The organism is Labrys sp. E2SS-1L (genome assembly GCF_057073705.1).
On sequence record NZ_CP172712.1, the window covers coordinates 2,189,056 to 2,213,747 of the forward strand.

General features: G+C 66.2%; 24 protein-coding genes. 8 read left to right on the forward strand and 16 right to left on the reverse strand.

All coding sequences use genetic code 11. The features are described 5' to 3' along the window. Positions 1–5: 5 nt before the first annotated feature. The 5 genes from ACIGJE_RS10115 to ACIGJE_RS10135 all read right to left on the reverse strand — a co-directional run bounded on the left by ACIGJE_RS10115 (position 6) and on the right by ACIGJE_RS10135 (position 4,948). Positions 6–1,613 carry a 5-oxoprolinase subunit B/C family protein gene (locus ACIGJE_RS10115; RefSeq protein WP_483679964.1) on the reverse strand — a complete coding sequence of 536 codons (1,608 nt, stop codon included), beginning with the start codon at positions 1,611–1,613 and terminating at the stop codon, positions 6–8. Then, positions 1,613–2,404 (reverse strand): LamB/YcsF family protein, encoded by a 792-nt coding sequence (locus tag ACIGJE_RS10120; RefSeq protein WP_394310475.1) that lies wholly within the window; start codon positions 2,402–2,404, stop codon positions 1,613–1,615. The genes ACIGJE_RS10115 and ACIGJE_RS10120 overlap by 1 nt, the downstream gene beginning before the upstream one ends. Before the next feature lie 46 nt (positions 2,405–2,450). Continuing rightward, positions 2,451–3,134: a pyroglutamyl-peptidase I gene (pcp, locus tag ACIGJE_RS10125; protein ID WP_483679966.1), complete on the reverse strand. Its 684-nt coding sequence runs from the start codon at positions 3,132–3,134 to the stop codon at positions 2,451–2,453. 124 nt (positions 3,135–3,258) lie between these two features. Continuing rightward, on the reverse strand, positions 3,259–4,212 hold the full coding sequence (locus tag ACIGJE_RS10130; RefSeq protein ID WP_311933859.1) for a DUF979 domain-containing protein: 954 nt from the start codon (positions 4,210–4,212) through the stop codon (positions 3,259–3,261). A 1-nt stretch (position 4,213) separates the two neighbouring features. Continuing rightward, the gene (locus tag ACIGJE_RS10135) at positions 4,214–4,948 is read right to left on the reverse strand and encodes a DUF969 domain-containing protein (protein WP_311933856.1); all 735 of its coding nucleotides are present in this window, start codon (positions 4,946–4,948) and stop codon (positions 4,214–4,216) included. A 421-nt stretch (positions 4,949–5,369) separates the two neighbouring features. On the opposite strand from ACIGJE_RS10135, the gene ACIGJE_RS10140 reads away from it, so the two are divergent. Further along, positions 5,370–6,065 (forward strand): GntR family transcriptional regulator, encoded by a 696-nt coding sequence (locus ACIGJE_RS10140; RefSeq protein WP_311933854.1) that lies wholly within the window; start codon positions 5,370–5,372, stop codon positions 6,063–6,065. 25 nt (positions 6,066–6,090) lie between these two features. Here the strand turns inward: ACIGJE_RS10140 and ACIGJE_RS10145 are convergent, their stop codons facing one another. Both ACIGJE_RS10145 and ACIGJE_RS10150 read right to left on the reverse strand, forming a co-directional pair. Then, positions 6,091–6,405 carry a DUF6665 family protein gene (locus ACIGJE_RS10145; RefSeq protein WP_311933851.1) on the reverse strand — a complete coding sequence of 105 codons (315 nt, stop codon included), beginning with the start codon at positions 6,403–6,405 and terminating at the stop codon, positions 6,091–6,093. Between the two features lie 64 nt (positions 6,406–6,469). After that, a complete protein-coding gene (locus ACIGJE_RS10150; protein WP_483679969.1) occupies positions 6,470–8,122 on the reverse strand; it encodes an FAD-binding dehydrogenase in 1,653 nt (550 codons plus the stop codon). 173 nt (positions 8,123–8,295) lie between these two features. On the opposite strand from ACIGJE_RS10150, the gene ACIGJE_RS10155 reads away from it, so the two are divergent. Genes ACIGJE_RS10155 through ACIGJE_RS10165 form a run of 3 tightly spaced genes read left to right on the forward strand, consistent with a single transcriptional unit; the run spans position 8,296 to position 10,071 of the window. After that, the gene (locus ACIGJE_RS10155) at positions 8,296–8,904 is read left to right on the forward strand and encodes a hypothetical protein (protein ID WP_367624245.1); all 609 of its coding nucleotides are present in this window, start codon (positions 8,296–8,298) and stop codon (positions 8,902–8,904) included. Continuing rightward, the gene (locus tag ACIGJE_RS10160; RefSeq protein WP_483679971.1) at positions 8,901–9,464 is read left to right on the forward strand and encodes a hypothetical protein; all 564 of its coding nucleotides are present in this window, start codon (positions 8,901–8,903) and stop codon (positions 9,462–9,464) included. Before ACIGJE_RS10155 ends, ACIGJE_RS10160 begins: the two co-directional genes overlap by 4 nt. Continuing rightward, positions 9,451–10,071, forward strand: a complete 621-nt coding sequence (locus ACIGJE_RS10165) for a hypothetical protein (RefSeq protein WP_367624243.1) — start codon at positions 9,451–9,453, stop codon at positions 10,069–10,071. Before ACIGJE_RS10160 ends, ACIGJE_RS10165 begins: the two co-directional genes overlap by 14 nt. On the opposite strand, the gene ACIGJE_RS10170 is transcribed toward ACIGJE_RS10165, so the two are convergent. Next, positions 10,046–11,311 carry a hypothetical protein gene (locus ACIGJE_RS10170; protein WP_483679973.1) on the reverse strand — a complete coding sequence of 422 codons (1,266 nt, stop codon included), beginning with the start codon at positions 11,309–11,311 and terminating at the stop codon, positions 10,046–10,048. The two genes, ACIGJE_RS10165 and ACIGJE_RS10170, sit on opposite strands and share 26 nt — an antisense overlap. 307 nt (positions 11,312–11,618) lie before the next feature. Between ACIGJE_RS10170 and ACIGJE_RS10175 the strand changes: the two genes are divergently transcribed. From ACIGJE_RS10175 to ACIGJE_RS10190, 4 genes are all read left to right on the forward strand, one after another. Beyond that, positions 11,619–13,448: a glycoside hydrolase family 15 protein gene (locus tag ACIGJE_RS10175; protein ID WP_415080457.1), complete on the forward strand. Its 1,830-nt coding sequence runs from the start codon at positions 11,619–11,621 to the stop codon at positions 13,446–13,448. 93 nt (positions 13,449–13,541) lie between these two features. Next, on the forward strand, positions 13,542–13,940 hold the full coding sequence (locus ACIGJE_RS10180; RefSeq protein ID WP_311933837.1) for a VOC family protein: 399 nt from the start codon (positions 13,542–13,544) through the stop codon (positions 13,938–13,940). An 86-nt stretch (positions 13,941–14,026) separates the two neighbouring features. Next, positions 14,027–14,602, forward strand: coding sequence for a TetR/AcrR family transcriptional regulator (locus ACIGJE_RS10185; protein WP_311933835.1), 576 nt, complete (start codon positions 14,027–14,029; stop codon positions 14,600–14,602). Positions 14,603–14,619: 17 nt separating this feature from the next. Next, positions 14,620–15,558 (forward strand): DMT family transporter, encoded by a 939-nt coding sequence (locus ACIGJE_RS10190; protein WP_311933832.1) that lies wholly within the window; start codon positions 14,620–14,622, stop codon positions 15,556–15,558. A gap of 8 nt (positions 15,559–15,566) precedes the next feature. Here ACIGJE_RS10190 and ACIGJE_RS10195 read toward each other — a convergent pair whose 3' ends face one another. From ACIGJE_RS10195 to ACIGJE_RS10230, 8 genes are all read right to left on the reverse strand, one after another. Then, on the reverse strand, positions 15,567–16,256 hold the full coding sequence (locus ACIGJE_RS10195) for a DUF4336 domain-containing protein (RefSeq protein ID WP_415080458.1): 690 nt from the start codon (positions 16,254–16,256) through the stop codon (positions 15,567–15,569). Between the two features lie 44 nt (positions 16,257–16,300). Next, positions 16,301–17,071 carry a pyrroline-5-carboxylate reductase gene (locus ACIGJE_RS10200; protein WP_311933829.1) on the reverse strand — a complete coding sequence of 257 codons (771 nt, stop codon included), beginning with the start codon at positions 17,069–17,071 and terminating at the stop codon, positions 16,301–16,303. Beyond that, entirely contained in the window at positions 17,068–18,027 is a 960-nt protein-coding gene (locus ACIGJE_RS10205; protein ID WP_367624240.1) for a bifunctional riboflavin kinase/FAD synthetase, read from the reverse strand. Before ACIGJE_RS10205 ends, ACIGJE_RS10200 begins: the two co-directional genes overlap by 4 nt. Before the next feature lie 5 nt (positions 18,028–18,032). Beyond that, on the reverse strand, positions 18,033–18,905 hold the full coding sequence (locus ACIGJE_RS10210) for a TIGR01459 family HAD-type hydrolase (protein ID WP_311933826.1): 873 nt from the start codon (positions 18,903–18,905) through the stop codon (positions 18,033–18,035). Between the two features lie 285 nt (positions 18,906–19,190). Beyond that, entirely contained in the window at positions 19,191–20,042 is an 852-nt protein-coding gene (locus tag ACIGJE_RS10215) for a patatin-like phospholipase family protein (protein WP_440724051.1), read from the reverse strand. Between the two features lie 3 nt (positions 20,043–20,045). Continuing rightward, entirely contained in the window at positions 20,046–21,317 is a 1,272-nt protein-coding gene (gene purD, locus ACIGJE_RS10220) for a phosphoribosylamine--glycine ligase (RefSeq protein ID WP_483679977.1), read from the reverse strand. Positions 21,318–21,478: 161 nt separating this feature from the next. Beyond that, positions 21,479–22,399 (reverse strand): 4-(cytidine 5'-diphospho)-2-C-methyl-D-erythritol kinase, encoded by a 921-nt coding sequence (locus ACIGJE_RS10225; RefSeq protein ID WP_483679979.1) that lies wholly within the window; start codon positions 22,397–22,399, stop codon positions 21,479–21,481. Beyond that, positions 22,389–24,500: a tetratricopeptide repeat protein gene (locus ACIGJE_RS10230; RefSeq protein WP_483679981.1), complete on the reverse strand. Its 2,112-nt coding sequence runs from the start codon at positions 24,498–24,500 to the stop codon at positions 22,389–22,391. Before ACIGJE_RS10230 ends, ACIGJE_RS10225 begins: the two co-directional genes overlap by 11 nt. Positions 24,501–24,692: the final 192 nt, after the last annotated feature.

A 24,692-nucleotide genomic window follows, 5' to 3' on the forward strand; every position in this document is an offset into this window, starting at 1 on the left:
GGGCATTATAGTCCCCCTGGAAACTGGGTGATCGGCCGGAAACGGATCTGTGCTCCGATGGGAATCTGGCCGGCGCGATCGAGATGGTACGGGGCGACGGCGGCGATGACGGGATAGCCGCCGGTCAAAGGATGATCGGCGAGGAACAGTACCGGCTGCCCCGACGGCGGTACCTGGATCGAGCCCTGGATCGTGCCTTCGCTCGGCAGTTCCTTGCCTTCGCTTGCCGGCGCGCGCTTCAGCGCCCGCTCGCCGGCGAGGCGGATGCCGATGCGGTTGGACTGGGGCGTCACCGACCAGGATTGGGCCGCAAAGTCCTCGAGTGCCTGCTTGGAGAGCCAGTCGGAGCGCGGACCCATGACGACGTCGAGAATGACGGGTTCACCCAGCCGCGGCAGCGTGGGCGGGACGTCCGGCAGCCCCGTCACAGCGCCGGGCGGCGGCGCGAGCCCGGACAGGCGATCGCCGACCGCAATGGCCGGCGGCCCGATCTGGGCCAGCGTGTCGGTGGCGGCACTGCCAAGTACCGGGGCAACGGTGAAGCCGCCTCGGACGGCGAGGTAGGAGCGCATGCCAGCCTGGGGCTCCCCGAAATGCAGCCTGTCGCCGGCAGTGAGTGCGATGGCGGCGTAGCGCGGCACGGGGTAGACGGACCCTCCGGCGGTCGTCAGGGTGAGCGGTCCCTCGGCGCCGGTGACAGCGACCACAGTCTCGCCGAGGCAGAGGAGTTCGCAACCGCCATAGGCGATCTCGATGCCTGGCAATGGGCTGGGGTTGCCGACCAGCCGGTTGGCGCTGCGCAGGGCTGCGCGGTCCATCGCGCCGGAAACGCTGACACCCTGCCGCGCCTGACCGGGGCGGCCCAGATCCTGGAACAGCATCTGCGGACTTGGCTTGACGACGTCGAAGAGCGGGATGGAAGAAGGGATGCCCTCATCCTGGCCTTGTGCCAGCCGGGGGAGGGAAGCGCTGGCGTCGCGTTTCCGCGTCTGATCCTTCCTGCCGCTGGCTTCGACGAAACGTACGCGGTCGCCGGGCTGCAGCAGAGCGGGGCGCTCGCGCGCAAGGTCCCACATCGGCAGGTCCGTCACGCCGATGATCTGCCAGCCACCGGGGCTGGCCTGCGGGTAGACGGCGCTGAAATGCCCGGCAAGACCCACGGAACCTGCGGCCAGGCGTGGGCGCGGCGTGGCGCGCCGGGGCAGGTCGAAGCTCGGATCGCCGCCGCTGAGATAGGCAAAGCCCGGGGCGAAGCCGGTAAAGGCCACGGTGTAGTCGCTGCCGGTATGGCGCCGGATCACTTCCTCGACCGAAATCTTGAGGAGATCGGCGACCTCGGCGAGATCCTCCCCATCATAACGAACCGGGATCTCGATCAGGGTGCCGCTTTGCTCGACCTTGGCATCGAGGCGACGCCGGCCGATGGCACTGATCAGCTCCCGTTGTGCGATGGCTGCCGGACGAAAGCGCACCAGCAGGGTCCTCGCCGCCGGCACGATGTCCTCGATGCCGGCGATGGGCTCGGTGCGCAGGGAGGCCTGCAGGGCCAGGGTCTGCGGCAGGTCGGGCAACTCCACCATGAGGGCATCGAGATTGACCGGCAGGAAGCGCATCAAGGCTCTCCGTCCGCGGGCGTCATGAAGGAGCGCACGGCCACCCCCGATCGTTCCAGCAAGGCTCGGATTTCGCGGGCCATGGCGACGGCACCGGGGCTGTCGCCATGGACGCAGATCGAATCCGCTTCGATGCGGACCGCACTGCCGTCGATGGCGGGAACCGTACCTTCGGTGACGAGGCGCAGCATGCGTGCCGCCACCTCCTTGGGTTCATGCAGCACCGCGCCGGGCTCTCGGCGCGACACCAGCGAGCCGTCGGGCATATAGCCCCTGTCCGCAAAGGCCTCGGCGACCACGGCAAGGCCGGCCGCGCGCGCCCAGCCGATGAGGGGAGAGCCGGCCAGAGCCACCAAAGTGAGCCCGGGATCGATCTGCCGGATCCCTTCGATGATGGCCTCTGCCTGCCGCCGGTCCTTGGCGATGGTGTTGTAGAGGGCGCCATGCGGCTTGACGTAGGACACGCGGGTACCGGCGGCGGTGGCCAGGCCCTTGAGCGCGCCGATCTGGTAGATGGTGTCGGCGATCAGGTCCTCGCTGGCCACATCCATGTTGCGCCGCCCGAAGCCGCCGAGATCGGGATAAGCGATATGCGCACCGACCGTCACGCCCTTGGCTGTGGCGGCCCGCAGCGTGGCGAGGATGCCGGTGGGATCGCCGGCGTGAAAGCCGCAGGCCACATTGGCGCTGGAGACGATGGCGAGCATCGCCTCGTCGTCGCCCATGCGCCAGGCGCCGAAGCTTTCGCCGAGATCGCTGTTGAGATCGATGTGGTGGAGGTCGACGTTCATGGCACGAAGCTCCCGATAAGCTCTTGCCGCCCGGCTGCCTGGCGGCTCAATGGATTTGCCCGCCGCTCTCCCGCACGTCCTCCTGGACGGTGAGGGCGGTGTGCGTGAGATGCCGGATGGCCTCGACCTGCGTCGCCAGCGCCAGGCTCGGCAGCCCGGATCGGCGCGCGGCATGCTCGGGCAGGCAGGGCATATGCACGAAGCCGCCCCTTGCGCCGGCAAGCGGGCGCAGCGTCGCCAGCCGATGCATCAGGGCGAAGAAGACATGGTTGCACACGAAGGTGCCGGCGGTGTTGGAGAGCGAGGCCGGCAGCCCCGCCGACCTGAGATCGCGCACGATCGCCTTGACCGGCAACGAGGAGAAATAGGCAGCCGGCGCGCCCGATATCACCGGGATATCGATCGGCTGGCGGCCTTCATTGTCGGCAATGCGCGCATCGTCGAGATTGATCGCCACGCGCTCGGGCGTGATCTCGGCACGCCCGCTCGCCTGTCCGAGGCAGATGACGAGGCGAGGCCGCCATTGTCTCAGGGCCTCGTCCAAGCGCTCGATGGCGGCCCCGAACACGCAGGGCAATTGCACCGCGCGGACCAGGGCACCCTCGCAGATCCAGCCATCCAGTGCCCTGGCAACCTCCCAGGAGGCGTTGGTCTCATCGTTTTCGAACGCTTCGAAGCCGGTGATCAACACGGTTGGCGGCGTCTGGTCCGGCGGCTTTTTGGAACTCATGGCTGCTTTCCGCGAATGAGGTCCTAGAGCGTTTTGCGATTTGAATGAAGCACTTCAAATCGCAAAGACGCGTCGAACCAAAGAGTCAGAGCAAATGAGCGTTCACGCCTGAACGCGCTTTGCCCTAGAGAGGCATCAGGACATAGAGCAGTACGACATTGGCGGCGAGCAGCGCCAGCGCCGTCGGAATCTGGGCGCGGATGACGGCATTCTTGTCGATCTCCAGCAGTGCGGCCGGCACGATGTTGAAATTGGCCGCCATGGGCGTCATCAGCGTACCGCAATAGCCCGACAGCATGCCAACGGCCGCGATCACCGCGGGATTGCCGTGATAGACGCCGATCAGGACCGGCACGGCAACCCCACCCGTCATCACCGGAAAGGCGGCAAAGCCATTGCCCATGATCACGGTGAACAGCGCCATGCCGACGACATAGAGCGCGACCGCCACCAGGCGCAGGTCCATGTTGACATAGCTGGTGGTGAGATGGGCGACCGCCTTGCCGACGCCGGCATCGGAGAAGACCAGGCCGAGCATGCCCAGCATCTGGGGCAGGACCAGGGCCCAGCCGAGCGCATCGGTGAGACGACGGGATTCGCGCAGGCCCTGGACGGGTGTTTCGCGCGTCAGCCAGCAGGCGAGGACGAGCGCGACGATGCAGGCGATGCCGAGGGCGAGCAGGGTGGTATTCTTGGGATCGAACAGCGGCGTGCCGCCGATGATGACGTAATGGCCCGAAAGCGTGATGGCCACGGTCAGCAGCGGAATGGCAAGCGCCGGCACGAACAGCTTGTTGCCGAGCCGCTTTGCACTGGCCACCGCTTCGGCGGCGCTGGGAATGTGGTGACGGCCGGCACCGACCCCACCGAGCCCGGCAATCAGCGCCAGCACGACGACGCCCACGCCGACCACGGCCGGCGGCAGGAAGTCCCCGATCAGAAAGGCCAGTGCATAGAGGCCCCAGAACAGGGCGCTGCTGAAGCGCTTGGGATGGTTGCGGTCGGCCAGGGTCATCACGGCCGTGACGGCCAGGATCGCTCCGACGAGATAGAACAGGTGTGAAAGGGAGAGGATCATGTCAGCCCTCCGACTGCGCTTCAGGCCGCAGGCCGGCATCGGACGGAGCCTCGGCCAGATCGCGGGCAATGGCCGCATCGAGGCGTGACAGCCGGAAGGCATGGATGGCGAAGGCCGTCAGCGCCGTGGGGATGCCCCACAAGGCAACATGAAGCGGCTCGACCTCGACGCCGGCTTCTCGGAGGAATGTCGTCATCAGTACGATGGCGCCGAAGGCGACGAAGATGTCCTCGCCGAAGAACAGGCCGACATTGTCGGTGGCAGCGGCAAAGGCCCTGAGCTTGTGGCGGACCCGCTCGGTGAGCGAGCCATGCCGGACCTCGGCCGCGCCTTCCGCCATGGGTGCGATCAGTGGGCGCACCATCTGGGGATGCCCGCCGAGGCTGGTCAGGCCCACCGCTGCCGTCAGCTGCCGGGCTGCGAGATAGACGATGAGCAGGCGGCCCGACGTCGCCGAGCGGATCCTGCTGATCCAGGCCTGGGCATGCTGGCGCAGGCCATGGCGTTCGAGCAGGCCGACCACGGCGAGCGGCAGCAGTAGGATCACCGCCAGATTGCGCGTTTTCAGGAAGCCGGTGCCGATGGCGGAGAGAACCTGCTGCGGCGGGAAACTCGCAGCGAGAGCCGTGCCGATCGCGGCAACGATCACGACGAGCATGGGATTGAAGCGCAGGACGAAGCCCGCGACGATGATGGCCACGCCGATGAGGGGCCATAGGCTGATGTCACTAGGCACGGTGTTCGCTCCCCGGGGACATTGGATGGTCTGGATAAGTGATCGGTTCTTGTAGGGTGATATTTCCCGATCCGCCGGCAATATCATCGAAATTGATGCCTTGATCAAGAGTTTTGATTGAACGTATATAAATTATTGTTCAACAATATCGTGATGCTTCCCGAACAATCGGAAAGCGGGCCGCAAGGGATGGCCTTTGGCCGTGTCCTGCTTGGGGCGGCAGCGGGGTTTCGGCCTTCAGGCGCGGACGTGGCTCGCCCGGCAGCACGCCTTCCTTTCAGCCCAGGCCGTTTGTCACTGTCGAGATCGCAGGGGCTTCGTTGTGAATCCCGAGGATTGCCCTACAATCCGGCTCGTCGTCATGGACAGGTGGAATGGCAACGTTGAGTGAAGATCGAGCAATGGCGCGAGGCAGCGCCCCATGACGCAACCGGCTGATCCCCGTCCGGCCTCATCCGCCCTGACGCTCGGCGAGCGTGTCGCCGAGCAATTACGACGCAAGATCACACAGGGCGAATTCGGTCCCGGACAACGCCTGTCGGAGCAGGCGCTCAGCGACGATCTGGCCATTTCCCGCAACACGCTGCGCGAGGTCTTCCGGGTGCTGACCAAGGACGGCCTGCTCAAGCACGTTCCCAATCGCGGTGTGTTCGTGGCGGTGCCGAGCATCGCCTCCATCATCGACATCTATCGCGTCCGGCGCCTGATCGAATGTCAGGCCCTCGCCCAGGCCTATCCGCGCCACCCTGCCAAGAAGCGCATGCGCGATGCCTTCGAGGAAGCCCTGCGCTGCCGGGCGGTGGAGGATTGGCCCGGGGTGGGCACGGCCAACATGGCCTTTCATATGGCTGTGGTGGAACTGGCCGACAGCGAAAGGCTGAACCTGCTCTTCGCCCAGGTTCTGGCGGAGCTGCGGCTCGCCTTCGGCATGTTGCAGGATGCCGAATTCCTGCACGCTCCCTTCGTCGACAGGAACCTCGCCATTCTAGAGTTGGCCGAAGCGGGGCAGTTCGACAGGGCGGCCGCCATGCTCGGCGACTATCTCATCCATTCCGAACGCCTGGTCCTCGCCGTCTATGCGCGGCGCATGGCGGATGGCAGCATCGGGGAATTGTAAGGCGCCCGGTCCTCGATGGACCGTGTCAGCGCCTGACGCCCAGCCTGACCAGCACTTCGGGCGGTATCTTGAGCTCGCGGATGACACCGCCATGGGAGGCCATGCCCATCAACTCCCGCTGGATGAAATAGCCATAGACCGCGTCGACGGCATCGGCGAGCAGGCGGGAGCGGCCGGGGTCCTCTGGCGCCGCCGCATGCAGGGCGGCCATGGCCTGGCCGGCGGCCTCGCCCGCCCGTTCCAGCGAAGCGGCCTTCTCCACGCGGATCTCGGCGCCGAGGACGTCGAGGGCCGTGCGGGCGGTGGCAGGGGAGAAATTCTGAGGCAGGCGGACGCTCATGCCGGCATACTGCCGCCGCCTGGAACGCTTGTCGATATCGTCTTCGCGCGAAGCCTGGCCGCGGCTACAGCGCTGCGGCCACCGCACGACCCGCCTGCCGCCCGCTGAACAGGCAGCCGCCGAGAAAGGAACCTTCCAGCGCCCGATAGCCATGCATGCCGCCACCGCCGAAGCCGGCGGCCTCGCCTATGGCGTAGAGGCCGGGTAGGGGAGCAAGGTCCCCGCCGAAGACCCGGCCCTCGAGGTCGGTTTCCAGGCCGCCCAGCGTCTTGCGCGTGAGGATGTTGAGCTTGACCGCGATCAGCGGTCCATGGGCAGGATCGAGCAAAGCGTGGGGCCGCGCCGTGCGGATCAGCCGGTCGCCGAGATAATGGCGGGCATTGCGGATGGCCATGATCTGGCCGTCCTTGCCGAAGCCATTGGCAAGGTCGCGGTCGCGTGCCTCGATCAAGTGCCGTATCGCGGCAGGGTCGAGCAGGGGCCCCTGCGCCAGGGCATTCATGCCGGCGACGAGACGTTCCAGATCCTCTGCCACCACGAAGTCGGCGCCATGCTGCTTGAAGGCTTCCACCGGCCCGGTCGCCCGCCGGCCGATGGCGCGTCGCAGCGTCAATTTCCAGTCGCGGCCGGTGAGGTCGGGATTCTGCTCCGAGCCCGAGAGTGCAAATTCCTTGCGGATGATGCTCTGGGTCAGGATGAACCAGCTATGGTCGAAGCCGGTGGCGCGCAGATGAGCCAGCGTTCCCAGCGTGTCGAAGCCCGGATAGAGCGGGCCGGGCAGGCGATTGCCCCGGGCATCGAGCCAGAGCGGGGAGGGGCCGGGCAGGATGCGGATGCCGTGCCCAGGCCAGATCGGATCCCAGTTCCTGACGCCTTCGACATAGTGCCACATGCGGTCACGATTGATCAGTCGCGCTCCTGCCTGTGCCGCAATGGCCAGCATGCGCCCGTCGACATAGGCGGGGACGCCGGTGACCATCGTCTCCGGCGGTTGGCCGAGCCGCTGCGGCCAATGGCGGCGCACCAGCTCGAGGTCGCCGCCGATGCCGCCGCTGGCGACGATCGTCACCGGCGCGGCCAGGGAAAAGTGACCCACGACCTCGCGCGAGGTGGCGACCCCGCGCGGCGCATCGCTGGGCGCGAGCAGGCTCCCCTCCACACCGGTGATCGCCCCGCCGGCGTGGATCAGGCCGTCGACGCGGTGGCGGAACCGCAGCGCGAGCCGGCCTTCCGCCTCGGCTGCCAAGGCGAGCCGTTCGAACGGCTCGACCACGCCCGGGCCGGTGCCCCAGGTGAGGTGGAAGCGCGGCACCGAATTGCCCGGGCCGCCGGCGCTGCCGCCACCCCGCTCGGCCCAGCCGACGACGGGGAAGATCCGATGCCCCATGGCGCGCAGCCAGGCGCGTTTCTCGCCGGCGGCGAAGGCGAGATAGGCCTCCGCCCAGCGTCGCGGCCAGTAATCCTCCTCGCGGTCGAAGCCGGCCGTGCCAAGCCAATCCTGCAAGGCGAGTTCGAAACTATCCTTGATGCCGAGGCGTCGCTGCTCGGGGCTGTCGACCAAAAAGAGCCCGCCGAGCGACCAGAAAGCCTGGCCGCCCAGATTCTGGCGAGGCTCCTGGTCGAGCAGGATGACCCGCTTGCCAGCGGCGGTGAGCTCGGTGGCCGCGACCAGCCCGGCCAGGCCCGCCCCGACGACAATGGCATCCGCGTCGGCCATGGCCCCTCCCGCGACTCGCGATGTCAGGCATCATGCAATGAATACCGCAGCGGCAGAACCCGGTGAATGTGACGATCGCGACACGGGCATGATGCAGAAATTGCGCGTGGGTGCGATGTCGTCCCCGCCTGCGGCATCTTGCCCGGGCGGCGTTCAGCGACTAAGTCGGTTTCATGGCCGATGCGAATGGGACATTGTCGAAGCTGCGCGCAGGATTTTCGCGCCAGAGCCTCAAGACGAAGGTGCTGACCGGCATCGGCGGGTTTGCAGCCGCCGCGATTTCGCTGGGCGCCTCGCTCTATCAGCTGCGCAATCCCGACCAAGTGCCGAACAGGGCGGCAGGACAGACGATCGAGGCGGGGCGCTGGCTCGTCACGCCGAACGCGGCCGCCCCGGCCTCGGTGCTGCCGGATGGCCGCCCGGTCAAGGCCGGCCGCCGCGCGGTGGTGCTCGAACTCACGCTTGCCAACCGCACCGAAGGCACCTCCAATGCCGTAACCGGTATCCTGAAGCTCACCAATGTCGCTGGCGCCGAGGGGCCTGATTTCTACCTCGTCCGGGACAGGGAGCGGCTGATGGCGCTCCAGCCCCGCCTGCCGGAGCGTCTGCAGGCCGTCTGGACCCTGCCGGCCGATGCTGCATTGCCCAAGACGCTGGAGCTCACCGTCGCCGGTGTGACCTTCAAGCCCAAGGACAATCTCTATGGAGCGCCGGGCTGGTTCAATCCGCATGATGTTGCGCGCGTGAGCGTGCCTCTCGATGCCGCTGGGGCTCCCGGATGAAGAATGCCGCCATCACCGTGATGATCGTGCTGACGGGCATCGTCCTGCTGGCGCTGCTGCGTTGGACGACACCTGGCTATGCCGTTCTCACCGGGCCGATCGAGACGACGGGCAGACAGGGAGCACCTGCTCAAACCGCCGGGTTCAACCTGAAAGTCGACAAGCTCATCCTCTCGGAACTGCTGGTCTTCCAGCGCTATGGCAAGAAGGTCGAACGCAGCACCGGCGGCGTCTGGGCCGTGGTAACGGCGGATGCGTCCGCCACCAATCGCACACTCATGCTGGCGGGCGTTTCGCTTCGTGGGGCCAGCGGACGGACCTATATGCAGAGCCCGCGGGTGGACGGCATGTCCCAATTGCTGTCCGGCAGGGAGTTGCAGCCGGGCCTGCAGCAGCAGGGCCTCTTCATATTCGAGCTGCCGGCCGACGAACTCGCAGGCGCAGAATTGGTGGTTTCGCGGGAGGCCTTTCCGCGGCTTACAGCCCAGCTCGCCATCTCCCTCAACGAAGGTTCTGCCATCCGTCGCACCGTCCTGGAGATCGGCCGTGACCCCCTCTGAACAGGCACTCCCGGAAAGCCGGCCCGCCACGCGCTGGTACTGGCGCAGCCTGATCGCGATACCCGTGCTCCTGCTGGCCGTCTTTGCCTTCGGTGCCCGGGTCGACATCCTGGACTATGTCGCCTCGCACGAACTGCGCATCGCCACGGTCAAGCCTGGCGAGGCTGCCCCTTATGCACGTGCCGACTGGTCGCTCGTTTCGGCCCAGTTCGTCGATGGCGGCGAGGGTACGCGCCTGCCCTTGTCGAAGGACCGCAAGCTTCTCATCGTCCGCCTCAAGGCGGTGCCCGAGGGGAGGGTCGTCGATGAGGCACAGCGGCAGGCCATCTGGCTGGGCTGCAGCCTGACCCTGCTCGATGGGCAGGGGCAGCGCTGGAGCCCGTTGTCCTTCGTGTTGTCCCGCGACATCAGCCGTGCACTGGAGCCGAAGTCAACGCCCGTGGCGGGATGTTTCGAGGCCGCCCGTTCCATCGGCCTCGATGGCCAGCCGACGCTGGTCGAGGAGAAGTTCCTGCTTCCGTCCGAGGCCGCTTCGGACCTTTCCGTGCGGCTTTCCTTCCGTTCGGCCCTGCCGGACGCCCTCAGCTTCCAACTGGAACCGCGCTGATCGGCCGGCGCGCGCTGCGCCATTGCCGGCCCTGGGAAAAGCCCGTTTCCAGTCCAGCGGCGAGCAACGTGATCTTCAGGGGCATGATCAGGGCGCCGCTGCCGGGTGCGCTCGGACTGCCCAGCAGGATGGAGAGGCCGTGGGCGATGATCTGCCACAGGCCGATCTCATGAGGACCGATCAGGCGGGCGGCGCCGTACCAGGCCCAGGCCGAGCCCCAGTCCAGGAGACGGAAGGCGACGAGAACGACGACGATCAGGCTGAGACCCGTGCCGAAAGTCAGGCCGAGGCCCTCCGCCAGCGCACGATAACGCCTGGCCGTACCGGCCACGAAATGGGCGAGAAAATCGCGCAGGAATTTGGGTAATCCGTCCCAGCGTGCGATCGCCCTGCTCCAGCGGCCCTGTACGGACGCCCCCGCCCGTCCGATGTCATAGCCGTAGACCAGCGCCGCCAGGGTCAGCCAGACGGCGGGATAGAGCGCGTAGGAGAACAGGGCCGACAGCATGTCCCACCAGGAGGCGGACGCAGCCTCGACCGGCGGGGCGATGCTTGCCGCGCGAGCGGCCGGCAACAGCGAGGGGTTCAGGAACTCCGGCAGGCCGGCAATCCAGGCCATGATCTTGTCATGCCAGTTCTGCAGCACATAGAGCGCGATAAAGGCCCAATTGGCCTCGCACACCACGATCAGGAAAGGCCAGAGCACGCGCTTGGAGCGCTTGTGCATATATTTGGCACCCAGCCTCACCAGCCAGGCAATCGCCACCAGCAACAGCAGCAGCCCGCCTCCGCTGACTTCGAGAATGCGGGCATTCTCGCCAAAGGGAGTCAGATCGAGGGCAAGCTTGGAATATTCGCGTACGGTATCGCCGAGAAAGCCCCAGGCGGCATAGAAGGCGAAGAACGGCACCAGGGCCAGGGACAACGCCATGGTGAAGCCGGTGGGCCCACTCTCCCGAGGCGGGCTCTCCGGTGATTCGGCAGCCCTTGCCGCCGCCTGCAGCGCCGGCAATCCAGGCCGAACGAGTTCGAACAGGGCGACGATCACCACCAGCTTGACCAGAACCACCAGGGTGAGCGTCGAGAGGCCAGCCAGGCGATTGAGGAAGCCGATGCGCACGGCGATCTCGGTCAGCACGTCCTCGGCCAGCATGCCGATCAGCCAGATTGCCATCAATTGCGGCCAGTAGCGTCGGAGCAGGACCATCCAGGTGGGAAGGAGACGGGTGAGCGCCGACAATGTGCTGGAGGCCTTCTGCTGTTGGCAGCGCGGTTGCGGCGCCGGATTTGAGTGCGGACCATAGCAATCGAAAGTACGATGGACCAGATGAGAGGCAGGTCGATCGTTCCTCCAGGGAGAGATCTTCGCCGTTCTCGGGCTGCAACCTCCGGCTTCGGCACTAAATCGCCGCATTCCGGAGGAGAAGATAGGGGTGAATCACCGGGGCTCCGGTCGAAATGCCGCCTATGAGCCAATTCCGCGAAAAGGCGCTGCAGGTGCCCCGTCATGGGCATACCGCGTCCCGGCTGTCGAAAGGAGAGATCCCTTGACGTCTCGGATTGAAGATTATGCCCTCATCGGCGATTGTGAAACGGCGGCCCTGGTGTCACGCGACGGGTCCATCGATTGGCTGTGCTTTCCCCGTTTCGATTCGCCCGCCAGTTTCGCGGCCCTGCTCGGCACGCCGGAGAACGGGCGCTGGCGCATTGCCGCCACCGACAGGAAGGCGCGGATCAGTCGTCGCTATCGGCCCGACACCCTCATCCTGGAGACGACCTACGAAACGGATGAGGGTGTCGCCACCCTGATCGATTTCATGCCGCTGCGCGACGGCACCAACGACCTCATCCGGCTGGTGGTGGGCCGGAAGGGCACCGTCGCCTTCAGCACCGATTTCGTGGTGCGCTTCGACTATGGCCGCACCGTGCCCTGGGTCACGAGGGCCGATGACGGCACCATCACGGCGGTGGCAGGACCGGATCGGCTGATTCTCTCGACGCCTGTACCTCTGGAGGGCGAGGACCTGCACACCGCAGGTTCGTTCAAGGTCAGCGCCGGCGAGCAGGTGCCGTTCGTGCTGACCTATGGCCCTTCCACGACGCCACGGCCGACCCAACCCGATGTCCAGGCCGCGCTGGCGAATACGGAAAGCTATTGGCGCGACTTTGCCGCGCGCTGTCCATCCGTCGGCCCCTGGACCGATGTCGTCAAACGCTCGCTGATCACCCTGAAGGCGCTCACCTATATGCCGACGGGCGGCATCGTGGCCGCCGCCACCACCTCGCTGCCCGAACAGATCGGTGGTCCGCGCAACTGGGATTATCGCTATTGCTGGCTGCGTGATGCCACCATGACGCTGCAGGCCTTCATGAAGCTCGGCTATTACGAGGAGGCGTCCGCCTGGCGCGAATGGCTGATGCGGGCCATCGCCGGGGCTCCCGAGCAGATGCAGATCATGTATGGCCTGTCGGGTGAGCGCAATCTCCTGGAATGGGAGCCCCATTGGCTCAGCGGCTATGAGGGATCGCGGCCGGTGCGGATCGGCAATGCCGCTGCCGAGCAATTCCAGCTCGATGTCTATGGCGAGGTTGCCGATGCCATGATGCAGGCCGCTGCCGGCGGCCTGCAGCGCCATCCCCGCACGCGGGCGCTCAGCGAAGTCATCATGAACTTCCTCGAAACCGCCTGGCGCCGTCCCGACGAGGGGATCTGGGAGGTGCGCGGCGGAGCGCAGCATTTCACCCATTCCAAGGTGATGGCCTGGGTGGCCTTCCACCGTGCCGCCAACATGGCCATCAAGTCCGGGGACAGGCCCGCCTTTGCCGAGCGCTGCCAGCGCGTGGCCGACGAGATCCATGACGATGTCTGCCGCAAGGCCTTCGACGCGGATCTCGGCAGTTTCGTGCAGTCCTATGGCTCGAAGACGATCGACGCCAGCCTGCTGCAAATCCCGCTTGTCGGCTTCCTGCCGGCGGACGATCCCCGGGTGATCGGCACAGTCAGGGCGGTCGAGACCATGCTGATGCGCGATGGCTTTCTGCTGCGCTACAACACGGACCATGTCGATGACGGCCTGCCGCCGGGCGAGGGAGCCTTCCTGGTCTGCACCTTCTGGCTGGCGGATGTCTATGTGCTACAGGGCCGCGAGGACGACGCGCGGCGTCTCTATGAGCGGCTGGTGGGCCTTTGCAACGATGTGGGACTGCTGTCGGAGGAATATGATCCGATCGCGGAGCGCATGCTCGGCAATTTCCCACAGGCCTTCAGCCATATCGGGCTGATCAACACCGCCCTCAATCTGGCGCGGCAGACCGGCCCCGCCGAGGAGAGGGTCGAGGCGAGCGGCCAGTCGGTGGCGCAGGCGGATGCCGTCTGATCGTCGCTGGCGAGCGTCCGGCCGAGGGGATGGACTACGATCGCCAGCTGATTCTCGCCGGCACCGATCGGCTGTTCCACAGAGGGGCTCGGCATGTTGCATCACATTTCCTTCGGCGTCGCGGAGATCCGGCGCTCCGCCGCATTCTACGACGCCGTGCTGGGGACCCTCGGCTATGTGCGCGTGTGGGAGGATCTGCAGCCTGACGATCCGGATCAGGCGGTAGGCTACGGGTTGCCCGGCGGCGGCGACAAGTTCACGATCAAGTTGAGGCGCGAACAGGCACGGTCTCCCGGCGCCGGTTTCCATCTGGCCTTTGCCGCACCCAGCCGGCAGGCGGTTTCGCAGTTTCACGAGGCGGCTCTCGCGCGCGGCGGTGCCGACAATGGCGCACCCGGCCTTCGCGCCCATTATGGCCCGACCTATTTTGCCGCATTCGTAATCGATCCGGATGGCCATCACATCGAAGCCGTCTGTAAATCCGAGAGATAGGCTCATCAGCTGCCGCGTTGCAGAGAAGGGGCTTGACAGGTGAGGTGATTAGGTAGATCGGTCTACCTAATCACGGAGCGAGGATCATGACGGACCGCATGCCAGCCAGGGAGCGTCTGCTGAAGGCAGCGGCGGAACTGTTCTACAGTGAAGGGGTCGGCGCCACCGGTATCGACGCCATCACGGCGCGGGCCGGGGTGGCCAAGATGAGCCTTTACAATAATTTCTCGTCCAAGGCCGATCTGGTGAATGCCTATATCCAGGGCAGGCGCACCGAATGGCAGGCGATCTATCAGGAGCGCCTCAAGAGCGCGGCAACGCCGCAGGAGCGGGTGCTGGCGATCTTCGATTCCTATCTGGATCATGCCGAGGCCGCCTATGACTGGGGCTTTCGCGGTTGTGGGCTGCTTAACGCCGCGGCGGAACTTCCGGTGGGTGATCCGGGCCGTGCGTCGGTCGCCTCGCAAAAGGAGGAAGTCGAGCGCCTGTTCAGGGCCTATCTCGGCGAGATGCGGCCGGAGGCGGGTACGGCGATCGTCGAAACTGCCGAACATCTTTCCTTCCTGCTCGAAGGCGCCATGTCGCGTGCCGGGCTGGATGGGCATGACGGTCGCCTGAAGACCGCACGCAGGATTGCCGCCTCGATCCTGGAGCGGTTCTGAGACCGGATGTCGATCCCATGAGTGAAGCCCTCAGCACGCCCTCTCCCCGGGAAAGCAAGATTGTGTCGATCGCCGCGCTGCTCATGCTCGAAGCCGCATTGGTGATCTCATGGAGCGCCGGGTTCGTCGGCATCCGGTTTGCGATCGATCATGCCCCGATCTTCCTGATCCTGCTGTGGCGCAGCCTGGTCTCCGGCCTGGTCCTGCTGCCCTTCGCGCTCACTATTGGACCATCGCTGCGCTGGAAGGATGTCCTGCCGCAGATATGGTTCGGCGCGCTGGCGATGTCCGGCTACCTTGCCGGCTTCGCTTTGGCGATCGTCTTCGGCGTGCCGACCGGCCTCGTCGCCTTGATTGCCGACATGCTGCCCCTGGCCGTGGCCATCCTGTCCTGGCCGGTGCTGGGGCAGGCCTTGAGTGCGCGCCAGTGGCTTGGTTCATTCCTCGGCCTGGCAGGCGTCCTGATCGCCTCGGGCTGGTCTTTAGACATGGGTCATGTCCCGCTTTGGGCCTATGGCCTGCCCGTACTCGGCACGCTGTCGCTGGCCCTGGCGACCTTGCTGCAGAAGCGCAGCCCCGCCGGCGCCATGCCCGTGCATCAGAGCCTGTGCATCCAGTGCCTGTCCGCTTCGGCGATCTTCGCCCTGTTCGCCTGGCATGAGGGCGGCGTCCTGCCCGTTCTCGACAGGGGTTTTATCGGCGGCATCCTCTGGCTGGTCTTCGTGGCGACCTTCGGCGCCTGGAGCCTCTATTATATCGCCCTGCGCAAATCCTCACCCACCCGCGTCACCTCGGTGCTGTATCTCAGCCCCCCAGTGACGATGATCTGGGCCTGGCTGATGTTCGGTGAGCCGCTGTCCTGGGCCATGGCGGTGGGCCTGGTGGTTTCCCTGGCGGGGATCGTCATCGTCGCGCGGTCACCGGCCGTCGTAGCGGGCCGTACCCGCAATCCCTGAGCGGTGCATCATTTGATCAGCCAGGCGAAGGCCCTGGCGAGGAAAGCCTGGCCGTCCCCTGTTACGGGCTCGCCATGCGCCATCAGCACCTTCTCGGTCGGCCACGCCAGGATGTGCCTGATCGCCTCGCGCGCGGCTGGCCGGTTCACGAAGGCCATGCGGAACTTGCGGGGCACCGATGGCTCGGGGGCGACCATGAGGTCGAGTTTCGCCACCACTGCCCGCCAGCCCTCGAACCAGGCGGCGTCGAAATGCTGGATGAGATCGGTGAACAGCGTCGTCCGGCTCGGGCGATGGAAGAACACCGCCTCGGTGGTGATCAGATTGCCCGGCACGAGGACATGGTCGAGGTCATCGGCCCAGGCCGGGATGGGCGCCTCGCCGAGATCGAGGTCAAAGCGGATCTCCTTGCGCTTGGCCCTGAGGCCGGGCGGCGCATAGACGCTGGCGCCGGGATAGGCGCGCTGCCAATCGCCCAGAAAGAGGTGATGAAGCGAATTGGGCGGCACCAGGCAGCGCACCGCGCCCAGTGCGTCGACCTGCGCCCGCAGATCCTGCGACAAGGCGATCGGGGACCAGGCGAGGAGATCACCGCCGGATAGCCGGATGATGGCCATGCGGGTGGGGTAGTGAAAGCCGGCCACCGAGGTGGTCGGGCCATCCGCAATCCAGATCTCGTCGCCGAAATTCTTCAGCATTGCCGATCTTCCCGCGGTCTGCCGGGTTCCGTTCGATCGCCTGCTCAGGACGCCGTAATGCGTCGGTGTACGCCGTCGAGGCTCTCGGCGAAAGCCTCGAAGAGCTTGCGATCGGTCAGCTCGCGCAGGACCTGTTCGTTGATGCCGCCACGTGTCGCATATTCCTGTGCCAGATGCATGAAATCGGCGTCGGGCGCCGCCTCCGGCGCCTGCGCCAAGGCCCTGAACAGAGCAGTGACATAGCCGCGCGCCGTCGGATCGGCAACGCCATGGCCCTGCAGCCAGCCGTGAAGGGTGTCGAGATATTTGAAATAGGTGGCGAATGTCGCGGTGGCGACGCTCAGCGCATCGAACTCGGTAGCATCCTTCACCGCAAAGGCCTTGCCGAACCGGCCGAAGAAGGCCACGACGTCGGGATCGGGCGGATAGATGATCGTCGGCCCCTGCCTTTGGGCGACCATCGGCATCGGCAGTGCCTTGGTGACGCGCTCGGCGGGAGAGACCAGGGCGACGATCTCTTCGAGAGACAGGGTGGCGATCAGGCTGATGATGCGATGGTCCGGGCGAAACCGCAGGCCCGGCAGCACGTCATGGGCGATCTGCGGCCGGACGGCCAGCATGATCGTGTCGCAGGCATCGAGAACGGCCTGGTTGTCGGCCGCGATCCGAACATCGGCAAAGCGCGATGCGAGGTCGGCGGCAATAGCTTCGTTGCGCGGCGACAGCACAACCGGCACGTCGTTGTCGGCCACCGATTTGAGGCCGGTCACGATCGCCGATGTCAGCGCACCCGTCCCGATGAAGCCGAGTTTCATGGCGCGGCCTGTGCCGTCATCTGCCGGGCGATACGGCTATCCTCGTTCATGCGCGCGACCAGAGCCTCTATCGAGCTGAATTTCTGCTCGCCGCGGATATAGCCGACAAAGGCGACCTCGATTTCCTTGCCATAGAGATCGCCGGCATAGTCGAACACGAAGGTTTCCAGCAAAGGCGGGCCATTGTCGAAGGTCGGGCGGCGGCCGAAACTGGCGACACCGGCATGCACGATGCCGTCGATCACCGCACGCACGGCGTAGATGCCGAGGGCGAGGCCGCATTGCGGATCGAGCGCCATGTTCGCCGTGGGAAAGCCGAGTTCGCGGCCACGCTTCTCGCCGTGGACGACGGTGCCCAGCACTGACCATTCATGGCCGAGCAGGCGATTGGCGCGCGTGATGTCGCCCGCCGCCAGGGCGCGGCGAATGGCCGAGGAGGACACGGCCTCGCCGCTCTCGCGTGTCGGTGCCACGATGGCGATGTCGAGGCCAAGCGCACGGCCATGCTGCACCAGGAATTCGGGTGTGCCGCGGCGGTCCTTGCCGAAATGAAAATCATAGCCGACGGCGACGGCATGGGCGCCGAGTCGCCGCACCACGAGTTCCTCCAGGAATTCCTCCGCCGTCATGCCGGCAAGCGCCCGGTCGAAGGTGAGGGTGACCAGCGCGTCGAGGCCGGCCTTTTGCAGGAGGCGGGCCTTCAAGGCAGGCGGCGTCAGCCGGAACAGGGGCTCGTCCGGCCGGAACAGGCTGCGCGGATGCGGCTCGAAGCTGAGGGCGACGGCCGGGCGCGACCGATGATGCGGTCCCGGCTGCGAGCCCCTGGCGAGAGCCTCGGCCGCATCGATCACCGCCAGGTGACCGCGATGCACGCCGTCGAAATTGCCGATCGCGATGGCGGCACCGGCAAGATGGGCGGGCAGGGTGACGGGATCGAGAAACTGCTCGAAGGCCATGATGTCTACCAGATCAGCCGCGGCATGACCGCGTCGGGAATGACGCCCTTGTCGGCAAGGAAGGCAGAAAGCGCCTCGGGGTCGACGCCGTCGCCCTCATGGCCGGCCTCGAGGGCATGGATACCGCCGGAGATGAACAGCGCGCCGCACCCGATGGCGGCCGCGCCGGCGAGATCGGTTCGCACCGAATCGCCGATGGCCAGGGTCCGCTCGGAGGATGTCGGCTTGCCGCGGAGCGAGGCGGCTGTCTCGAAGGCCGCGTCGTAGATCGGCTTGTAGGGCTTGCCGCAGATGGCCACCTCGCCGCCAATGGCGCGATAGGCTTCTGCCAGAGCCCCGGCGCAATAGATGATGGTGCCGCCGCGATCGACGATGAGATCGGGATTGGCGCAGATCATCGGTACGTCGCGCGCCTTGAAGCCGGCCAGCATGTCCCTGTAGGTCTCCGGCGTCTCCGTGGTGTCGTCGAACAGGCCGGTGCAGACGACCACTTCGGCCTCCTCGGGCGTATCGGCGAAGCGGATGCCGAGGCCGTCATAGAGCGGTCGGTCGCGATCGGGGCCGAGATGGAAGACCTTTTTTGCCGCCACGGCGGCGATCTGTGCCCGTGTCACGTCCCCCGACGTGACGATGGCGTCCCAGCATTCGCGCGGCAGGCCGAGCCGGTCGAGCTGCGGCATCACCGACTGGGCCGGCCGCGGTGCGTTGGAGACCAGCACCGCAACGCCGCCCTGCCGGCGATAGGCGATGAGGGCGTCGGCAACACCGTCGAACACCCTGTGGCCGTTGTGGATGACGCCCCAGATGTCGCAGAAGATCAGGTCATAGGCGCTGGCAATCTCGCGAAAGCCATGGATGAGACGGGGCGAGGAAGCCAAGGCGGGGCCTTTCCGGTCGAAGGGGGTAAGCGGTACGGGATGATGGTGCCTTTCACATAAGCCCTCAGGGCCGGGCTGGGAAGAGACAAGGGAGCGGGGGCGTCGAAAGGGGCCGGAAAGAGCGCCACCGCCTTCTCCCCTTGCGGGAGAAGGTGTGCCGAAGGGACGGATGAGGGGAGATACGCAACCTGGTCGGGAAATCGCTGCACCCCTCATCCCCCTGCCGGGACCTCTAGCCAACTCCTTCGGAGTTGGCGACACCCGCAAGGGGAGAAGGAACCTGACTTATCCCCGCTCCAGCAGCTCGCCCAATTTCCGTTTCAGTTCCTCCTTTGCCGGCCTGGCGAGGCGGAAGACCACGCTGGAGCGGGCGAAATCGAGGGCACGGATGCTACCGACATTGGGACGGATCAGGATGTCGGGACGATAATGGGCCGCCTTGGCATCGACGATCGCGGCCTGCATGATCTGCAGGGCCCCGAACATCGCCTCGAAGGTGCCGGGCATGTCGGTTTCGGCGGCGATGGTCGCGGCGCCCGAGACGTCGATGCCGACGAGAATGTCGGCCTTGCCGGTGAGGTGGTCGAGCGGCAGCGGGTTGACGGTGGCACCATCGACCAGCACCTGGCCGTCGATGCGCACCGGCCTGAAGGCGCCGGGGATCGCCATGGAGGCAGCGACGGCCTGGCGCAGCGGGCCGGCCGTGAAGGCCCGCTCACGGCGGCCATAATAGTCGGTGGCCACGATGGTGAGCGGGATGGCAAGGTCGGCAAAGGCCTGGGGCACGGCCTCGGGCAGGAAGGCGTCGCAAAAGACCTCGGCATCGATCATCACCGGATTGCCGAGGCCGGAAAACAGGTCTGCCAGCCGCCCGCTGCGCGCTGCCATCAGCTTGTTGCGCATGCCGCGCCGATCGGCGAGCATGGCCAGCGTATAGGCATGGAGCTCGGCAGCCGAGAGGCCGGCGGCATAGGCAGCGGCATAGATCGCTCCCATCGAGGTGCCGGCCATGGCAACCGGCCGGATGCCGAGCTCGTCGAAGACTTCCAGCATCGGGATGTGGGCGAGGCCGCGAGCCCCGCCGCCGCCAAGGGCCAAGGCCACGGTCTTGCTCGAACGCGTGACCGCCGGCGTCATGGCTCAGGCCTTGCCGATGGCACGCCAGCCGATGTCGCGGCGGCTGAAGCCTTCGGGCCAGTCGACGAGATCGACGGCCTCATAGGCCCGCTTCTGTGCCTCCGCGACGGTCTTGCCGCTGGCGGTGATGCCGAGCACGCGCCCGCCATTGGCGAGGATATGGTCGCCCGAGCGTTTGGTGCCGGCATGAAAGACCAATACGTCGTCGAGCGAAGCCGCCTTGGCGAGATCCCGGATTTCCGAGCCGCGCTGGAAACTGCCGGGATAGCCCTTGGTCGCCATCACCACGCAGAGCGCCGCATCGTTCTTCCAGCGCAGCGAGATGGTGGAGAGCACGCCGTCGGCCGAGGCGATCAGGGCCGGCAACAGGTCCGAGCGCAGCCGCGGCATCAGCACCTGCGTTTCCGGATCGCCGAAGCGGACGTTGTACTCGATCAGCTCAGGGCCATCCTTGGTGATCATCAGGCCGGCGAAGAGCACGCCCTTGAACGGCGTGCCGCGGGCGGCCATGGCCCGCACGGTAGGGCGAATGATGGTTTCCATCACACGCTCTTCCATCTCCGGCGTCATGATGGGGGCCGGCGAATAGGCGCCCATGCCGCCGGTATTCGGGCCCTTGTCGCCATCGAAGACGCGCTTGTGGTCCTGCGCGGAGATGAGGGGAAGGGCGGTGGTGCCGTCGCACAGGGCGAAGAAGCTCGCCTCTTCGCCCTCCAGGAACTGTTCCACCACCACTTCGTGGCCGGCCTCGCCGACGCTGCCGGCGAAGATGGCGTCGACGGCAGCAAGGGCATCGTCCAGCGTCATCGCCACCACCACGCCCTTGCCGGCGGCCAGGCCATCGGCCTTGATCACGATCGGCGCGCCCTGTTCCTGGACATAGGCGCGCGCAGCAACAGCATCGGTAAAGCGCCGATAGGCGGCGGTCGGGATGGAAAATTCCTGGCACAGATCCTTGGTGTAGCCCTTGGAGCCTTCGAGCTGGGCGGCGGCCTTGCTGGGGCCGAAGGCCTTGATGCCGGCAGCGGCGAGATCGTCGACCAGGCCGGCGACCAGCGGTGCCTCGGGACCCACCACCACGAAGTCGATCTCGTTCTCGCGGCAGAAGGCGATCACCGCCTGATGGTCGGTCGGGTCGAGGGCGGCGCAGATGGCACACTCTTCCATGCCGGGATTGCCGGGCGCGGCATAGAGCCTCTCGCAGAGCGGGCTCGCCGATATCGCCCAGGCCAGGGCATGTTCGCGCCCGCCCGATCCGATCAGAAGAATGTTCATCGTCACCGCCTGCAGAAATTCCGTTGGCCGGACCTTTGCCCGATCAAGGGGCAGGATGCAATGTCGAAGCGCGTGGCGGGGAGGGCGGACATCTTGTCCGCTCTTGGAAACGCTGCGAAAATGCGGACAAGATGTCCGCGCTCCAAGGGCCGCCGCCGCCCTCAGCCGATGACGGTGTCCACCACCCACCAGCCAGGCCGACGCTCTGCAATCGCCTGTCTTGCTGCAACTGCCGCCTCGGCCGTTTCGAACAGGCCGAACACGGTGGCGCCCGAGCCCGACATGCGTGCGAGGCGGCAGGTGGGCTGGCCGCGCAAGACGGCGAGCGCCTCGCCGATGGCTGGGCGCAGCACAAGCGCCGTCGGTTCGAGATCGTTGCGTCCCCGATCGAGATGGCGGATCAGTGCCGTCGGGCTTTTCTCGCCTTCGATGGCCGCGGCCAGGGAAAGGTCGGGGGAAATGGCCGTCCCCGCGGGAAGGGCGAGGGCTCGGAAGACATCCGCTGTCGGCGTGGCAACACCCGGATTGAGCAGGACGGCGGGCAGAGGGGGCAGGGGAACCGGAGCTGACAGCGTTTCTCCTGCGTCGCGCATCCATCGACCCACCACTTGCAGGCAGACCGGCACGTCGGAGCCCGTGGCGCGGGCAGCGGCCAGGACTTTTTCGTCCGTTAACGGCAGCTCATTGGCGCGGGCGATGAGGCGCAGGGCAGCTGCGGCATCCGAGGAGCCGCCGCCGATGCCGGCTGCCGCCGGCAGGCGCTTGTCGAGCCGGAAATGCCCGAGTGTGAGGCCATCATGCCTCTCGGCGAGCGCCTTGGCTGCCTTGAGTACGAGATTGTCGGCGACCGCGCCGGCCTCCTTCGCGCGAGAACCATAGACTTCCAGGGAGAGGCCGGGGCCCGGCTCGAGACTGAGCTCGTCGGCGATATCGGCAAAGGCGACCAGGCTGTCGAGCAGATGAAAGCCGTCCGCTCGACGCCCCAGCACGGCCAAGGTCAGATTGACCTTGGCACGGGCTTTCTCGTTCAGCCACACAGGCGAGGCTCCCGCCCCGCCGGCCGCCGTGACGTCAGCCGCCATTGCTGTTGGACGGCGAGGCGGGCTTCACGGGTTCCGCCGGCTTGGGAGCATCGGCAGGTTTGGGAGCATCGGCGGGTTTAGGAGCATCGGCGGGTTTGGGCGCATCAGCAGGCTTAGCCGGATCGACGGGCTTGGGAGCCTCCACCGGCTTGGAGGTATCAGTCGGCTTGGAGGTATCAGCCGGCTTTGTTTCGCCTGCGGGCTGGGGAGCATCAGCAGGCTTGGTTTGGTCAGCCGGCTTGGGGGCTTCCGTTGGCTTGTCGGCATCGGCCGGCTTTTCGGGCTGTGCATCCGGCGTCTTCGGTGCGTCGGCGGGCTTTGCCTCGTCCGCGGGCTTGGGCGCATCCGGAGACTTGGCCACGTCACTGGCCTTGCTGGCGTCGGCCGAGGCCGTGTCCCGCATGCCGTCCTTCAGCTTCTGCTCGATTTTGGCCTTCTCGTCCGGCTCGGGCTTGGCATCGAGGGCATGGCGCCACTGGAAGGTCGCCTCCAGCTTGCGCCCGATCTTCCAATAGGCATCGCCGAGATGGTCGTTGATGGTGGGGTCGCTCGGCTTGAGAGAGACTGCGCGCTCGAGCTGCTCGACCGCCTCGTCATATTGGCCAAGCTTGTAATTGGCCCAGCCCAGGCTGTCGACGATATAGCCGTCATCCGGACGCTGATCGACGGCCTTCTTGATCATCTCCATGCCTTCCTGGAGATGCATGCCCTGGTCGATCCAGGAATAGCCCAGATAGTTCAGCACCGAGGGCTGATCGGGGAAGAGCTCCAGCGCCTTCTTGAAGTCGGCCTCGGCCTTGGGCCACTGCTTGATCCGCTCATAGGCGATACCGCGGTAATAGAAGGTGGCCCAGTCATTGCGGGTAGGCTTGCCGATCACGTCGACCGCCTGGGAGAACGCCACGGACGCCTCTTCCCAGCGCTTGCGCTGGTTGAAGATGCCGCCGAGCGAGATGATGGCGTCCAGATCCTGCGGATTGGCCGAAATGATCTTCTTCAGATGCGCCACGCCCTCATCGGTCTTGTCGAGCTCGTCCAGCGTGGTGGCAAGCTCGATTTCGGCGTTGCGCTTGAGTGGCGAGGAGGCGGGCACGCTCTTGAACAGGGTCTCGGCGGTCTGGGGCTGCTTGAGGTCGCTATAAAGTTCGGCGAGGCCGATCAGGGCCGTGGCATTGGCGGGCTCCAGATAGAGCGCCAGGCGATAGAACACCACGGCATAGTCGGCACCGCCCTGCTTGGCGATGCCGGCTGCGACCGAGACCAGGATATCGGCCGCACCCTGCTGGGCCGAGGTCACGGCCGGCCCGATGCGCTTGCCCGCCTTGATGTCGGCGATCAGTGCCGCGACGATCGGCTGGCGAGGCACCTTGGCCGAATAGGCTTCCAGCACCTTGAGCGCGTCGTCCTTCTTGCCGGCGCGTGCCAGTGCCCGGGCATAGGCGTCGACGATGGAGACGGCATTGGCATCGCGCTCATGAGCGTCCTTGAGCCGGGCGATCGCCTCATCGCGCATGCCGGCCATGTCGAGCATCATGCCGGTGGAGAAATTCTTGAAAGTGGAAAAGCCGTCATTGGACGAAATGTCGTCGCTGGCCACCACGCCTTTCTTGGTCTGGCCGGCGCCTGCATAGGTCCAGGTCGAAATCAGGGGCGTCGCCAGCTGCAGGATAGGCTTGTCGAGCGTGAAGGCGAGTTCGTCGCGGGCCTTGGTATAGTCCCGCCCCTTCAACGCCCGGATGCCGAGCACGAGATGGGCGATCGGGTTCTTCTTGTCGATCGCCACCACGCGCCGGGCGAAGGTGACGGCCTTGTCCATCTCGCCCGAGGTCAGCAAGGCGATGAAGGTGCGGTTGGTCAACTCCTGCCGAGCCTGTTCGTCCTTGAACAGACCGCTGCTCAGCGCCTTGGCATAGAAGGAGGCCGCATTGTCGTCGTCACGCACATTGGCAGCCAGCCTGCCAGCCAACAGGCTGCCTGAAGCGGAAGTCGGCCTGAATGGACGTTCGAGCGCCTTGGCTGCCAGTGCCGGCGCCATCAGGGTCGTCGAGAGGGCGATCGCCAACAAGGCGGCGGAAAAAGACGTGCGGGAAGACAGGGGCACAGGGAAGAAAACTCCGAATCAGCCGGCCGCCTCGACACAGGCGACGCAGTCGCGAATTATTCGCCGCTACCATGGCTGCTTTGAGGCGAGGGAACAACCCACCCTCCGCGCTAATCTGCCGATTTTGCCGGGCCGTTTGGCCCATCTCCAGTCGGCCGCCACCGGGCAGCAACCCTGGATAGCACCGGTGCC

What these genes read in the sequence shown, in the direction of transcription:
- ACIGJE_RS10115 (WP_483679964.1), bottom strand. Translation starts at nt 1,613, where the DNA reads ATGCGCTTCCTGCCGGTCAATCTCGATGCCCTCATGGTGGAGTTGCCC.
- ACIGJE_RS10120 (WP_394310475.1), bottom strand. Translation starts at nt 2,404, where the DNA reads ATGAACGTCGACCTCCACCACATCGATCTCAACAGCGATCTCGGCGAA.
- pcp (WP_483679966.1), bottom strand. Translation starts at nt 3,134, where the DNA reads ATGAGTTCCAAAAAGCCGCCGGACCAGACGCCGCCAACCGTGTTGATC.
- ACIGJE_RS10130 (WP_311933859.1), bottom strand. Translation starts at nt 4,212, where the DNA reads ATGATCCTCTCCCTTTCACACCTGTTCTATCTCGTCGGAGCGATCCTG.
- ACIGJE_RS10140 (WP_311933854.1), top strand. Translation starts at nt 5,370, where the DNA reads ATGACGCAACCGGCTGATCCCCGTCCGGCCTCATCCGCCCTGACGCTC.
- ACIGJE_RS10145 (WP_311933851.1), bottom strand. Translation starts at nt 6,405, where the DNA reads ATGAGCGTCCGCCTGCCTCAGAATTTCTCCCCTGCCACCGCCCGCACG.
- ACIGJE_RS10150 (WP_483679969.1), bottom strand. Translation starts at nt 8,122, where the DNA reads ATGGCCGACGCGGATGCCATTGTCGTCGGGGCGGGCCTGGCCGGGCTG.
- ACIGJE_RS10155 (WP_367624245.1), top strand. Translation starts at nt 8,296, where the DNA reads ATGGCCGATGCGAATGGGACATTGTCGAAGCTGCGCGCAGGATTTTCG.
- ACIGJE_RS10160 (WP_483679971.1), top strand. Translation starts at nt 8,901, where the DNA reads ATGAAGAATGCCGCCATCACCGTGATGATCGTGCTGACGGGCATCGTC.
- ACIGJE_RS10180 (WP_311933837.1), top strand. Translation starts at nt 13,542, where the DNA reads ATGTTGCATCACATTTCCTTCGGCGTCGCGGAGATCCGGCGCTCCGCC.
- ACIGJE_RS10185 (WP_311933835.1), top strand. Translation starts at nt 14,027, where the DNA reads ATGACGGACCGCATGCCAGCCAGGGAGCGTCTGCTGAAGGCAGCGGCG.
- ACIGJE_RS10190 (WP_311933832.1), top strand. Translation starts at nt 14,620, where the DNA reads ATGAGTGAAGCCCTCAGCACGCCCTCTCCCCGGGAAAGCAAGATTGTG.
- ACIGJE_RS10195 (WP_415080458.1), bottom strand. Translation starts at nt 16,256, where the DNA reads ATGCTGAAGAATTTCGGCGACGAGATCTGGATTGCGGATGGCCCGACC.
- ACIGJE_RS10200 (WP_311933829.1), bottom strand. Translation starts at nt 17,071, where the DNA reads ATGAAACTCGGCTTCATCGGGACGGGTGCGCTGACATCGGCGATCGTG.
- ACIGJE_RS10205 (WP_367624240.1), bottom strand. Translation starts at nt 18,027, where the DNA reads ATGGCCTTCGAGCAGTTTCTCGATCCCGTCACCCTGCCCGCCCATCTT.
- ACIGJE_RS10215 (WP_440724051.1), bottom strand. Translation starts at nt 20,042, where the DNA reads ATGACGCCGGCGGTCACGCGTTCGAGCAAGACCGTGGCCTTGGCCCTT.
- purD (WP_483679977.1), bottom strand. Translation starts at nt 21,317, where the DNA reads ATGAACATTCTTCTGATCGGATCGGGCGGGCGCGAACATGCCCTGGCC.
- ACIGJE_RS10225 (WP_483679979.1), bottom strand. Translation starts at nt 22,399, where the DNA reads ATGGCGGCTGACGTCACGGCGGCCGGCGGGGCGGGAGCCTCGCCTGTG.